Genomic DNA, 13870 nt, shown 5'->3' with positions numbered 1-13870 from the left:
TATTTATGTTAACAGTTAATAATTTATCAGTTCAGTTTGGCAAACGAATTTTGTTTGATGAAGTAAATACTACCTTCACACACGGTAATATATACGGAGTTATCGGAGCCAACGGTGCTGGAAAATCTACTTTTCTTAAAATAATTGCAGGTGAAATGGATCCTACATCGGGACATATTCATTTGGAACCAGGAAAACGTATGTCGGTTTTGAATCAAAACCACAATATGTTTGACGAAAGCACAGTTCTTGAGACCGTAATGATGGGAAATAAAACATTGTATGCCATCAAAAAAGAAATGGATGCTTTGTATTTAGATTACAATGATAAAAATGCAGATAGAATAGGGGAGTTGCAAGTTCAATTTGAAGAAATGAACGGTTGGAATGCTGACTCAGATGCCGCATCGATGTTGTCAAATCTTGGAATTTCAGAAGAACATCATTATACTTTAATGGGAGATCTTGAGGGTAAAATAAAAGTTCGTGTCCTTTTGGCACAAGCACTTTTTGGGAATCCAGATTTACTTATTATGGATGAGCCTACCAATGATTTGGATTTTGAAACCATCGCATGGTTGGAGAATTTCTTGGCAAACTATGAAAATACAGTAATTGTAGTTTCTCACGATAGACACTTTTTAGATTCAGTTTGTACCCATATTTCGGATATTGATTTTAGTAAAATAAACCATTATTCAGGTAATTACACTTTTTGGTATGAATCAAGCCAATTAGCAGCAAAACAACGCGCACAACAAAACAAAAAAGCCGAAGAAAAGAAACAGGAATTAGAAGAATTTATACGTCGTTTTAGTGCGAATGTGGCCAAATCAAAACAAGCTACTTCTCGTAAAAAAATGATTAGTAAGTTGAATATTTCTGATATAAAACCATCAAGCCGTCGTTATCCAGCGATTATCTTTGATCAAGAGCGTGAAGCAGGAGATCAAATTTTGAATGTACAAAATCTAAGTGCTTCAATAGATGGGGATATTTTGTTTAAAGGGGTTGATTTGAATATGGCCAAAGGCGACAAAATTGTCCTTTTCTCAAAAGATTCGCGTGCAACAACTGCTTTCTACGAAATTTTAAATGGCAATCAAAAAGCGGATTCAGGTACTTTTGATTGGGGAGTTACTACAAACCAAGCGTATTTACCAGTAGAAAATCATTCTTTTTTTGAGAGCGATTATTCTCTTGTGGATTGGTTGCGTCAATGGGTAAAAACGGAGGAAGAACGTGACGAGGTTAATATTCGTAGTTTCCTTGGTAAAATGATTTTCTCAGGTGAGGAAGCTTTGAAAACATGTCGAGTTTTATCTGGAGGAGAAAAGGTACGTTGTATGTTGTCAAGAATGATGATGGAACGAGCCAATGTTTTGATGCTTAATGAACCAACAAATCACTTGGATTTAGAGTCTATCACTGCGTTCAATAATTCCTTGAAAAACTTCAAAGGATCTGTGATTTTTACCACTCATGATCATGAATTCTCTCAAACGGTTGCTAATCGTGTTATTGAATTAACGCCAAATGGAGCAATTGATAGATATATGACTTTTGATGATTATCTTGATGATGAAAAAGTTCAAGAATTAAGAACGAAGATGTACACTGTTTAAAAAGTAAAAAAGTATATAAAAAATAAAAACTCTCGCAATTGCGGGAGTTTTTTGATTTAGTTAAATTGCTAAATACAATCAAATTGTAATTAATTTCAAATTATTTCTTATCGAAAACTTTCCTTATGATTAGTATATTTATGGCTATTATTGCTACCACGATAAATATACCAACACCAACAACAGCTTTAAATATACCTTCGATTACGGAACAACCCGTAAATGATATTAAAACTAAAAAATAATAGTAATAATTCTCTTAATTTTTTAAGTACGTGAATGGTTTTAAAATGATGGTTAACTATTATTTAGATTTTTTAAAGTGGGATTCGTAATAATATATCCAACCTTCAACTGTTATTTTTTGCATGAGTTCTCCAATTAATTCAAATGGTATTTGGTCCATTTTTTTAAACCGAATGCAGCCTTTACCCATGTCTAATTTTTGTTTACTATGTTTTGGATATTCAGCAACAAACCATTCTCATAGTTTTGGATTTCCGTAAATTCCCATGTGATAAATGGCAATATAATTTTTCTGAGAAGCAATGTTAACAAATGGCAATGGTAATTTTGGATTGCAATGATAGCCATCGGGGTAAGTGGTTTGAGGAACTACATATCCAATCATTCCGTAACTCATTTGTTCAACAAAACCTTTCGGAATATTTTCTTGTATAGTTGCTCTAATTTTGGTAAAAACTTCCTGTCTTTCCAATGGAATCTCTTTTAAATAGGCTTCAATATTTTTTACCTTCGATTGCATTTTAGATCGTTTGTTGTAAAATTAGTAAAAAAAGATTCCTAATTATATTATCGAGTGTATGAAATATAAAAAATCAAAAAGGCACCATTAAATAAATAAGGATGCCTTTTTTCTAACCTAACAATTAACAATTTTTTTTAGTCTGTTGAAAAGCCTTTTTTTCTCTCTAAAAACGATTAATTCCATTCGCCGCCTAATGCTCGATAAACATTTATTACCGATTTAAATTGTCGTTCTTTAGCTTCTATTAATTCTAATTTCGAAGAAAGAGCGTCTCGTTGTGTCATTAAAACTTCAAAATAATCTACTTTGGATGACCTAAATAGGTCATTAGAAATCGCGATAGAACTATTTAATGCTTGAACTTCTTTGTTTTTTAAATTGTACAATTGCTCTAAGTTTTTAATATTAGATAATTCATTAGACACTTCAATATAGCCATTCAAAATTGTTTTTTGATAGTTGTACATTGCTTGTATCTGATACGCTTTAGCTTTATTAAATTCGGCTTTTATACCATTTCTATTTATTAATGGAGCTGTTAATTCTCCAAGTAACGAATACGCAATTGATTCAGGAGCTGTAAAAAGAAATGACGGTTTAAATGCTTGAAATCCCAGCCCACCTGAAATATTAAACGAGGGGTAAAATTCGGCTTGAGCCACTTTTACATCACATTTAGATGCGAATAACTCTAATTCAGCTTGTTTAATATCAGGACGATTTGCTAACAATTGAGATGGAATTCCAGATTTTATTTGCTGTGGAACCTGACTTTCAAAAATAGTTTTATCTCTAACAATTACTTGTGGATAACGTCCTAAAAGAAAATTGATTTTATTTTCGGTTTCTTTTATTTGTTGTTGGATATCAAATTCTAAAGATTCTGAATTCAATACTTCAGCTTCATATTTTTTTACAGCTAATTCACTTACTCTAGCCGCTTCTTTTTGAACTTTTACAATCCCTAAAGCATTTTTCTGTAACTGAATGGTCTCTTTTATAACATCCAATTGATTGTCTAATGAAAGTAACTCATAATAAGAATTCGAAATTTCGGCAATCAAGTTGGTAACTACAAAGTTTTTGCCTTCGATAGTCGATAAGTATCTTGAAACTGCTGCTTTTTTTGAGTTTCTAAGCTTTTTCCATATATCAACTTCCCAACTGGCATGTATGCCAATGGAAAAATCATTTAAATGTTCCGGCACGATTTGGCCTGAAGTAATTTCAGCCGAAGCATCTCCTGCACCTTGGCTGGTATAGCGCCCCACTTTTTCAGTACCAACAGCTATACCACCGGTAACACTAGGAAATAACAGCCCTTTTTTTGCACGAACATTATTACTTGCAATTGCTATGTCTTGCAAAGTCATTTGTAAGTCGATGTTTTTCGTTAGAGCGGTATCGATTAAACTTTGTAAATTTTTATCAGGAAAAAACGCTTTCCATTTTATAGCTCCTGAGTTAATGGTGTCTTTAGAATCCATGTACGCCAGCGGTATTTGCGGTGTTTCGATATAGTGAACTGGAGCAAGCATTTTACAACTTGCAAAAGTTCCCAATAATATTATGAAACCTATTTTCTTACTTTTTTTTAATTCCTTCATTTTATTCGATTTCTTCGTTTAAAGCTTGTTCTTCTTATTCTTTTTTTTCGAAAATATGCCTTTCAGTGATTTTCTAAAAATTTCTGTTAACGTTTCTTCTTCTTCATTTTCTATGAGAATATGTTTTTCAGAAATTTTCGCAAAAATGTAATACAATCCAGGGATAATTATTACACCGAATATCGTTCCAAATAACATTCCTCCTGCAGCCGCTGCTCCAATAGTTCGATTACCTACTGCTCCAGGACCAGATGCAAAAACTAACGGAATCAATCCAGCAATAAAAGCAAAAGAGGTCATTAAAATTGGACGAAGACGTGCTGTCGCTCCTTCAATCGCAGCCTGCATAGCGGTCCTCCCTGCGGCATGCCGTTGTACTGCGAACTCTACAATTAATACGGCATTTTTCCCCAAAATACCAATCAACATCACCATCGCAATTTGTGCATAGATGTTATTTTCTAAGCCCAATACTTTAAGTAGAAAGAAGGCTCCGAAAATCCCAACAGGTAACGAAAGCAGTATCGGCAACGGTAGCATGAAGCTTTCGTATTGCGCTGATAGCACCAAATAGACAAATATGAGTGAAATTAAAAATATATAAAGCGCTTGATTTCCTTGTCGAGATTCATCTATTGAAATACCTGCCCATTCTACTCCAAATCCTTTAGGTAGTGTTTTGGCTGCAACTTCTTCAACCGTTTTAAGTGCGGTTCCACTACTATATCCAGCTGCCGGACCACCACTTATTTCGGATGCGTTATATAGATTGTGTCTGGTGATTTCAGATAGACCAAAAACTTTTTCAATACTCATGAATGCTCCATAAGGTACCATTTCACCTTGATCATTTTTGGTGTAAAGCTTTAAAATATCATCTGGCATTGCTCTGTATTGTGGCAAAGCTTGTACCATCACTTTATATTGTCTGTCGTATTTAATAAAATTGATTTCGTAATTACTTCCAATAAGAGTGGAAAGATTATCCATTGCATCTGCTATAGAAACTCCTTTTTGTTTTGCTTTATCATTATCAACTTTCAACATATATTGAGGGAAACTGGCACTATAAAAACTAAAAACAGAAGAAAGTTCAGGTCTTTTAGTTAGTTCTTTTACAAAGTTCCTAGTGACCGTTTCCATTTTTTTATAGTCTCCACTACCAGCTTTATCTAAAACGCGTAGTTCAAATCCACCAGCAGCACCATAACCAGGAACAGCAGGAGGAGGAAAAAACTCAATAGTTGCGCCTTTTATATTTTTGGCTTTTTCTTCCAATTCATCCATTATCTGTTGAGAAGTCTGTTTTCTTTCATCCCAACTCTTAAGATTCACAAGACAACTTCCCGTATTAGAACCTGTACCTTCAGACAATATTTCATAACCTGACATGGAAGAAATCGATTTTATTCCTTCCATTCCAGAAGCAATTTTTTGCAATTGGTCGGCAACTTGATCCGTTCTTTCAAGTGTTGAACCTGGAGGTGTTTGAATAACAGCATAAAAAAGTCCTTGATCCTCATTAGGTATAAATCCAGAAGGCACACTAGAACTTAATGACCAAGTTCCTAAGCAAAACGCTAAAAGGACCAACATTGTTACCACTCTTCTGTTTACAATAAGACTAACCAGTTTTTGGTATCTTCCTTGCAAACCATTAAACCAGTTATTAAATTTTGCCAATAATCGATTCAATATATTGTCTTTCTTAGGAACTCCATGTGTGTTTTTCAACATCATAGCACATAAAGCAGGTGTAAAAGTAAGTGCAACAATACCAGACAGAATAATTGCCGTAGCCATGGTTACCGAAAACTGTCTGTAAAAAATTCCAACAGGACCCGACATAAACGAAACTGGAATGAACACTGCGGCCATAACTAAGGTAATCGCAATAATTGCTCCTCCAATATCTTTCATGGCTAGTTTAGTAGCTTCAAGTGCATTTACATGGAACTCCTCCATTTTTGCGTGAACGGCCTCGACGACGACTATCGCATCATCTACCACAATACCAATTGCCAATACTAATGCGAATAGCGTAATTAAGTTAAGCGTAATTCCAAATAACTGCATGAAAAAGAAGGTTCCAATTAAGGATACTGGAACAGCAATAGCAGGAATTAAAGTAGAACGCCAATCGCCCAAGAAAATAAATACCACTAAGGAAACCAACAAGAACGCTTCAATCAATGTGTGTATTACTTTTTCGATTGAAGCATCCAAAAATTTAGAAACGTCATATCCAATTTCGTAATCCATCCCTTTAGGAAATGAAGTTCCCTTTATTTCTTCTAATTTCTTTTTTACATTCTTAATAACCTCACTGGCATTACTTCCGTAAGATTGTTTGATTACAATTGCAGCAGATGGTTTTCCATTTAATTTTGAATATAAATTGTAGTAGGCATTTCCAAATTCAACATCGGCTACGTCCTTCAAACGAAGCAATTCTCCATTTGGGTTTGATTTAAGAACAATATTTTCATATTGCTCTTTTGTGGTATAGCGACCAGGATATTTTAAAACATATTCAAATGCTTGGGATTTCTTTCCTGAGCTTTCACCTAATCTTCCAGGTGATGCTTCAAAACTTTGATCATCCAATGCTTTCATTACTTCATCAGAAGAAATTTTGTAAGCAAACATTCTATCTGGTTTCAACCAAACTCTCATCGAATATTCTCTGTCTCCAAGAACATCTGCGTCTCCAACTCCTTGAACACGTTTTAACTCTGAGAGTAAATTGATATCGGCAAAATTATAAAGGAAATTCACATCCAAATTTGGATCTTTACTGTATATATTGATGTACAGCAACATATTAGATTCTTCGCGTGTAATTTTTACCCCTTCACGAACAACAATTGGAGGAAGCTTGTTCACAACGGCTGCAACACGATTCTGAACGTTAACCGCAGCAATATTTGGGTCCGTTCCCAATTCAAAAACCACCTGTATCGAAGCTTCTCCATCATTACCTGCATCAGAGGCAATGTATTTCATTCCTGGAATTCCATTTATTGCTCTTTCCAAAGGAATCACTACCGATTTAATCATCAATTCTCCATTTGCACCAGGATAATCGGCAGTAATATTTACTTTTGGAGGTGAGATAGAAGGAAACTGCGTAATGGGCAATTGTATTAAAGCTAAAATACCTAAAAATACAATTATAAGCGAAATAACAATAGACAGTACTGGTCTTTGTATAAATTTATTAAACATAATACTTGTTTTGAATGATTAAAAATCGCTATTATTTGATTAATTCTAAATGATTAAAAATCTGTTCAGAAGGGACCAACTTAGGTTTAATTTTCTCATTTTCTTTTACAGTTTGAATTCCATCCATAAGGATTTTATCATTTTTAGAAAGTCCAGATTGTATAATGTATATATTTGATAATCGCTGTTTTATAATAATATTTCTTGATTTGACATTATTGTTTTGATCAACAACGTAAACATATATTTTATCTTGAATTTCAAAAGTAGCTTTTTGAGGTATCATCAAAGCGTCATGAATTGGAACTACCAATTGTACTTTTCCTGTTTCACCATTTTTTAATAGTAATTCAGGATTTGGGAACTTTGCTCTAAAAGCAATGTTTCCAGTGTTGTTGTCAAATTCACTTTCAATCGTTTCAATTTGACCTTGATATTTATGTTTTTCACCGTTGGATAGTAACAAGCCTGCTTTATTATTTATATCGTTTTTGGCTCTGGATTTATAATCTAAATACTCCACTTCCGACATATTAAAATAGGCGTAGATTTCTCTATTATTTGAAATTTTTGTCAAAATGGTTCCTTCATCAATCAAACTCCCTTTTTTAAATTGAATTCTATCAATGGTTCCATCAAAAGGTGCTTTAATTTTTGTGAATGAAAGATGTGTTTCAGCCGTGACTACATCGGCATTGGCTTCTTCTAATTTGGCTTTAGCCATTGCTAATTCCGATTTAGAAACGATGTTTTTATCGGCTAAGGTTTTAGTGTTTTGATATTCAATCTGGACTATTTTAGCATCGGCTTTTGCTTTTGAATATTCTGCTTGATATAATTTTGGCATAATGCTAAACAACAATTGCCCAGACTTTACTGATCTGCCTTCATCAACATATAAGTTTTCCAGGTACCCTTTTTCTTGAGCTCTTATCTCTACATTTTGTAAAGATTGTATTTGTGCAATGTATTCTTTTGTAAAAGTGGTGTCTTTTACAACTGGTTTTGTAACAGTAAATTCAGATATTTCTACAACTTCTTTCTTGTCAGATTTACAGCTTGCTAAATTCATTACCGCACAGATGCTAAGAAGGATTACAATTTTATTCATGGTTTTATTTTTTAATAAATGATTTTAGATTGAAATTCCTAAGAACACAATCTGCTTAAAATTTAGTTAGAACTTTAAATCAAAGTCTAAATAGTGAGAAGGTGACTTTAAATTATGAGAGTGTTTTGTGAAGTAATAATTTGATTCTCAAATAGAATCAGTGATAATCCCAATATTTTTTCCATTGCATTTGTTTTTTATTGGATACAAAGATGCTATTCACAGGCTTTAAGAAGCCTTAAAATTGACCTTAAAAAGACCTTAAAAATGGAAGGAGTTTAATGATAATAGGAGGTAAGCTCAGATTAAGATATATGCACAACAAAGTTTGATGGCACATTAAAGGAATGTAAATCCATCAATTTTGAATCGATACAAAAACTTACGATCTAGATATGAAATAGGAGTTGGAATAAATTAGTGTTTTTAGAAGGAACACTATAAACTATTTTTGCTTTATGAAGCGTAAGAATGCGTTGTACGATTCGCAAACCAAGACCAAATCCAGAAGTTCCGTTTGAATTTTTTCCGCGCATAAAAGGCTGAAAGAGATTTTTTTGTTCTTTTTCATCCAATGTATTTCCAGTATTTGAAACGGAAATAATGAGGTTCTGTGCCAAACAGCTAATTTTCACTTTTGCTTGTTTGTTATCGGAGTAAACAAAAGCATTTTTTAAAATATTGCTAAAAGCTATTTCCAATAATTTTTTGTTACCGCGAATTTCAAGTAGAGAATCTAAGTTTTCGCTTTCTTCCATTTCAAAAAGAATGATAAAATCAGGAAATATTTTATTCAATTTTTCAATAGCCGTAAATAGGATTTCATCAAGTCGGTGAGTTTCTTTATTCTCGTATTTTTTGTTATCTAATTTAGATAAAATCAATAAAGAAGTAATCACTTCAGTCAGTTGATTAACATCATTCAGTATAATGTTTAAGAAGTTTTTCGAATTGGAGTCAATTTCATTTCCACCAATTTTATTTTCTATTTGGGAAGTGATTCTGGATAATGGAGTTCGCAATTCATGCGAAGCATGGGCGGTAAATTCTTTTTGTTTTTGATAAGAGACTTCAATTCGGTCCATCATAAAATTAAATTCAGTGGCAATCAAATCGATTTCGTTTTTATTGCTTTTTGCCTCAACTCTGGTGTCGAGATTATTCTCGTTTATTTTTTTAATTTTTTGATAAAAGGAACTTAAAGGTTTCATTGTTTTTTTGACGGTGAAAGACGTCAAAACCCAACAAATTGCAGTAAAAAGCAAGTATGATAGGATAAGAATATATTCTAGATACACTAATTTCCTTTTACCATAACTATCATTTGCAGAAATTAAGACATAATAATCTTTGGCATTGGTATCAAAGAAAACACCAAATAATTCATTCGAGCCTTGTTTTTTGAAAAATGTTTTATTCTTTTTTAGAAATTTTAAATCGGCCACCGACCAGTTAATTTTAGTACCATCAACACTACTGTATATTAATTTGAAGTTTGAATCAAAGATCAGTTTCTTTTCGTTATACAATTCATTAGTAGAATTTTTATCTATCAATCTCATTATTTTGTAATCGACGTCTTTAACATTTGCCAATAATTTGATGGTCGACAGCGCTTTTATTTCCAAGCGATCGTTAAATTCCTGTTTTCTAAAATTAGAATACAAGACAAAAATAAACGCAGAAGCCAAGCCAAATAAGACTGTAAAAAGCAAACTTACTAAAAGTGATATTCGATTTTTTAAAGTCATTCGGTTTCTTTTAAATAATATCCGTACCCAATTTTTGTATGGATTAGTTTTACCGGATGGTCTTTGTCTATTTTTTTTCTTAAAAAATTAATGTAAACTTCTATTGTATTTTGGTTCGTTTCTATATGATAGTCCCACAATTTTTCGGCTATAAACTGTTTTGAAAGTACATTTCCGTTTGCATTCGCTAATGTCAATAACAATTTAAACTCTTTGGGTGTTAATTTTATTTCTACTTCAGACCGAAAAACTTTCATTTCGGTTTCAAAAATTTCTAAATCCTGAATCACAATTTTTTCCTTAGCTTGTTGAGGCGTTTCCTTTCTTCGCAAAAGCGAATTTACTCTGGCAAATAATTCTTCAAAATGAAAGGGTTTTACCAAATAGTCATCGGCTCCATTTTCAAAAGAAATCAGTTTATCTTCAATTTCGCTGAAGGCGGTAAGCATTATGATAGGAGTTTTTTTGTCTAATTCGCGAATGGTTTTGCAAACTTCGATTCCGTTTTTCCCGGGAACATTAATATCAAGGATGATTAAATCGTATTCGTTAGGTTTGTATTTTTTGAGCAATAACAAACCATCATAATAAGGAGTGCATGCGAAAGCTTTTGAAGCAAAAAAAGTCCCAATTTCTTTCGATAAAGTAAAATCGTCTTCAAGTAATAAAATTTTCATAAGAATTAGATTTTTGAAATTGTGACTTTTATAAAACTGACAGGTTTTTGAAACCTGTCAGAGTATTGTAGTATCAATTTTTCATCACTTTCTTCTCCCTTTACTTCGGAGAAGGTTGCGGTGAGGATATTATTTAAAATAAGAAAAAGTTTCTTCGTTTTCTAACTTCAATAAAGTTTCATAAATAAGTTTAATTACATTTTCAACATCGTCACGGTGGACCATTTCAACCGTTGTATGCATGTAACGCAGTGGCAAAGAGATTAATGCTGATGCAACTCCGCCATTGCTATACGCAAAAGCGTCTGTGTCAGTTCCCGTAACACGAGAGGAAGCCAATCGCTGGAATGGAATTTCTTTAGCCATAGCAGTTTCAAGAATTAGTTCTCTCAAATTATTTTGAACCGCAGGCGCGTAAGTCACGACAGGACCTTTTCCTATTTTTGTATCTCCTTCAATTTTCTTGTCAATCATTGGAGTAGTCGAGTCATGACATACATCCGTGACAATAGCAACATTTGGTTTAATTGTTTTGGTGATCATTTCGGCACCACGAAGACCAACTTCTTCCTGAACAGAATTAGTAATGTACAACCCGAAAGGAAGTTTTATCTTGTTTTCGTGTAACAAACGAGCTACTTCGGCAATCATAAACCCACCCATACGGTTATCGATAGCGCGACAAACAAATTTGTTTTCGTTCAAAATCATAAATTCATCAGGATAGGTAATCACGCAGCCCACATGGACACCCATTTTATCGACTTGTTCCTTAGTTTCACAGCCAATATCAATGAATAGATTCTCAACTTTAGCCACTTCCTCATCTTTCTTTCTATTTCGAGTGTGAATAGCGGGCCAGCCAAAAACACCTTTTACAATTCCGTTTTTAGTGTGAATATTTACTCGTTTTGAAGGAGCAATTTGGTGATCAGAACCTCCGTTTCTAATGACATAGATTAAACCGTCATCAGTAATATAATTCACATACCAGGAAATTTCATCTGCATGACCTTCAATTACTACCTTATATGGAGCATTTGGATTTATAATTCCTACAGCAGTACCGTAAGTGTCCGTTATAAAAGTATCAACGTAAGGTTTCAAATAATCCATCCATAATTTTTGCCCATCACTTTCATAACCAGTAGGCGAAGCATTATTAAGATAGTTTTCTAAAAATTCAAGTGACGACTTTTTTAATATTGATTTAGAACTCATAAAATTATTTTTTTGCTAAATTATAAATTTGGCATTACAGTTGTGTATATATTGTATAATTTTGGCAATTAAATTTTCCTACTAATGAAGATGATTAAACTTTTCTTATTTTTTCTTTTTACTACAATATATGTCAATGCACAAGTTACCCAAAAAGATACGACCAAAATGGGCTATGTATTGACTGAAAGCGATACCATACTTAATGACACCATACAATTACCAGAATTAGTAGTCTTTAAAGAGAAACTCGATCCCGAAGCAAAAAAGCAATTTTTAATCCTTCAAAACCGAGTATATAAAACGTATCCTTATGCAAAACTGGCATCGGAACGATTGACTATTCTTAATAAAGGAATGGCAGCACTTAAAACGAATAGGGAAAAAAAGAAATATTTCAAGATAGTAGAAGATTACCTTAGTAATGAATTTGAATCTAAACTCAAAAAGCTATCGCGTAAGCAAGGCCAAATACTTGTAAAGTTAATTCATCGTCAAACAGGGACAACGACTTACGATCTCGTTAAAAATCTCAAAAGCGGTTGGAAAGCTTTTTGGTCTAACACGGCAGCGAGTATGTTTGACATCAACTTGAAAACTAAATATGCTCCGTACGATGTTAACGAAGATTATTTGATCGAAACCATACTGGTAAGAGGGTTTGAATCTGGACGATTACAAAATCAAAATCCAGCAACTCCAGTAGATTATGACAACCTTACGGATTCGTGGTTGTCCAAAGTGCAAAAAACAAATTAAAACTTTCATTTGGGCGTTTCCCTTTATAAAAAAGAGGCTATTATCAATAAAGGTAATAGCCTCTTTTTTATAAACGGTCGGGCTATTCACTACAAGTCCTCATAAAGTTGCGTTTCCCTCCACTTTTCTGCGTGCTTTTCGCTGCTATCCCTAACGCGGGCAACGAATCAGCGACTTTGTTATTTTTATATAGGAAAAATTTCTAACAGCTAGGGCTATTTCATTCCATTTTCTTGTCGGTTTTACTTTCCTTTTTTAACCTAGTACAACATACCGCGGACTTTGTCACTTCGAAAAGAGAGACCTCATTGACTAGTATTCATTTGTTACCTTATATATAGGACTGTACTTTTACTACCTATATATAATGACAAACACGGTTTTTGCTGATAAAGTCAACCTTTTTCGTGGGTGAGTCCCATCCCGACGATTCAGGATCGGAAGTAGATCAAAAAAAAATACTTTCAAAATTCACGTTTTCAGCGAGTTAAAGCAAACGTTAAGAAAACATCAAAAAAAAGGTTTAAAAAAGCTTGAATAACGCAATAAAGAGTGTAGTTTTGCACCCGCGACAGCTAATAAGTTCATTAAAAGATTGTCAAGTGAGTATAGGGTTTAGGATTAGAAATCATTTCTAAAAATAAATGAAAAAAAGCTTGTGAGATTTGATTTTGCTTATTACTTTTGCACTCCGCAAAACATGCAAAGTTCCTTGAAAGACTGGTAAGAAAAGATAAAGAAATTGAGGATTTAAATCTTCAAAAAAAACTTTAAATTTTTCTTGCGAGATTAGAAAAGAAGTTGCACTTTTGCACCCGCTTTGAGAGACACTTTAATTAGTTTTAATCAAGGCAAAGAAACTGAAATAAATTCGGTTTAAACAAGAAGAACACGTTCCTAGACATATTGAATTGACAGCCGTTTTAAGAGAGATCTTAAAACAATAATAAGAGAGTAATAGAATTGAAAGATTTGAAAAAACCACTAGAACTTCAGTCAAATAACAATAGCTTAATTTATTAAGCAAACAATATACGATGAAGAGTTTGATCCTGGCTCAGGATGAACGCTAGCGGCAGGCTTAACACATGCAAGTCGAGGGGTATAGTTCTTCGGAATTAG

8 protein-coding genes, 1 rRNA gene and 1 pseudogene are annotated in these 13870 nt (G+C 33.3%); 3 read left to right on the top strand and 7 right to left on the bottom strand.

The annotated features are described in order from the left end of the window. The first annotated feature begins 5 nt into the window (after positions 1 to 5). On the top strand, positions 6 to 1625 hold the full coding sequence (locus IWX84_RS04285) for an ABC-F family ATP-binding cassette domain-containing protein (RefSeq protein ID WP_196849517.1): 1620 nt from the start codon (positions 6 to 8) through the stop codon (positions 1623 to 1625). 304 nt (positions 1626 to 1929) lie between these two features. On the opposite strand, the pseudogene IWX84_RS04280 reads toward IWX84_RS04285, so the two are convergent. From IWX84_RS04280 to IWX84_RS04250, 7 genes and pseudogenes are all read right to left on the bottom strand, one after another. Further along, positions 1930 to 2391 (bottom strand): annotated as a pseudogene (locus tag IWX84_RS04280) (DUF1801 domain-containing protein). A gap of 176 nt (positions 2392 to 2567) precedes the next feature. Further along, positions 2568 to 4001: a TolC family protein gene (locus tag IWX84_RS04275; RefSeq protein WP_196849516.1), complete on the bottom strand. Its 1434-nt coding sequence runs from the start codon at positions 3999 to 4001 to the stop codon at positions 2568 to 2570. A gap of 18 nt (positions 4002 to 4019) precedes the next feature. Continuing rightward, positions 4020 to 7229, bottom strand: a complete 3210-nt coding sequence (locus IWX84_RS04270; protein ID WP_196849515.1) for an efflux RND transporter permease subunit — start codon at positions 7227 to 7229, stop codon at positions 4020 to 4022. Between the two features lie 31 nt (positions 7230 to 7260). Further along, positions 7261 to 8340, bottom strand: a complete 1080-nt coding sequence (locus IWX84_RS04265; protein WP_196849514.1) for an efflux RND transporter periplasmic adaptor subunit — start codon at positions 8338 to 8340, stop codon at positions 7261 to 7263. A 389-nt stretch (positions 8341 to 8729) separates the two neighbouring features. Further along, entirely contained in the window at positions 8730 to 10091 is a 1362-nt protein-coding gene (locus IWX84_RS04260; RefSeq protein ID WP_196849513.1) for a sensor histidine kinase, read from the bottom strand. Continuing rightward, entirely contained in the window at positions 10088 to 10768 is a 681-nt protein-coding gene (locus tag IWX84_RS04255; protein ID WP_196849512.1) for a response regulator transcription factor, read from the bottom strand. The genes IWX84_RS04260 and IWX84_RS04255 overlap by 4 nt, the downstream gene beginning before the upstream one ends. Before the next feature lie 129 nt (positions 10769 to 10897). Next, complete coding sequence (locus IWX84_RS04250; RefSeq protein ID WP_196849511.1) at positions 10898 to 11989, bottom strand: M42 family metallopeptidase; 1092 nt, start codon at positions 11987 to 11989, stop codon at positions 10898 to 10900. Between the two features lie 84 nt (positions 11990 to 12073). Here IWX84_RS04250 and IWX84_RS04245 point away from each other — a divergent pair, with 84 nt between their 5' ends. Both IWX84_RS04245 and IWX84_RS04240 read left to right on the top strand, forming a co-directional pair. Beyond that, positions 12074 to 12748, top strand: coding sequence for a DUF4294 domain-containing protein (locus IWX84_RS04245; protein ID WP_196849510.1), 675 nt, complete (start codon positions 12074 to 12076; stop codon positions 12746 to 12748). Between the two features lie 1034 nt (positions 12749 to 13782). Continuing rightward, positions 13783 to 13870 (top strand): 16S ribosomal RNA (locus tag IWX84_RS04240); the annotation flags it as partial.

Origin of the sequence: Flavobacterium sp. CG_9.10 (assembly GCF_015752245.1) — a bacterium.
Taxonomy (GTDB): Bacteria; Bacteroidota; Bacteroidia; order Flavobacteriales; family Flavobacteriaceae; genus Flavobacterium.
Note: the sequence above shows the minus strand (reverse complement) of the source record. Positions and strands in the feature narration are given on the sequence as shown.

Excerpts from the sequence above, each read along its gene's own strand:
- IWX84_RS04250 (WP_196849511.1), bottom strand. The coding sequence starts at position 11,989 with ATGAGTTCTAAATCAATATTAAAAAAGTCGTCACTTGAATTTTTAGAA.
- IWX84_RS04270 (WP_196849515.1), bottom strand. The coding sequence starts at position 7,229 with ATGTTTAATAAATTTATACAAAGACCAGTACTGTCTATTGTTATTTCG.
- IWX84_RS04265 (WP_196849514.1), bottom strand. The coding sequence starts at position 8,340 with ATGAATAAAATTGTAATCCTTCTTAGCATCTGTGCGGTAATGAATTTA.
- IWX84_RS04245 (WP_196849510.1), top strand. The coding sequence starts at position 12,074 with ATGAAGATGATTAAACTTTTCTTATTTTTTCTTTTTACTACAATATAT.
- IWX84_RS04275 (WP_196849516.1), bottom strand. The coding sequence starts at position 4,001 with ATGAAGGAATTAAAAAAAAGTAAGAAAATAGGTTTCATAATATTATTG.
- IWX84_RS04285 (WP_196849517.1), top strand. The coding sequence starts at position 6 with ATGTTAACAGTTAATAATTTATCAGTTCAGTTTGGCAAACGAATTTTG.
- IWX84_RS04255 (WP_196849512.1), bottom strand. The coding sequence starts at position 10,768 with ATGAAAATTTTATTACTTGAAGACGATTTTACTTTATCGAAAGAAATT.
- IWX84_RS04260 (WP_196849513.1), bottom strand. The coding sequence starts at position 10,091 with ATGACTTTAAAAAATCGAATATCACTTTTAGTAAGTTTGCTTTTTACA.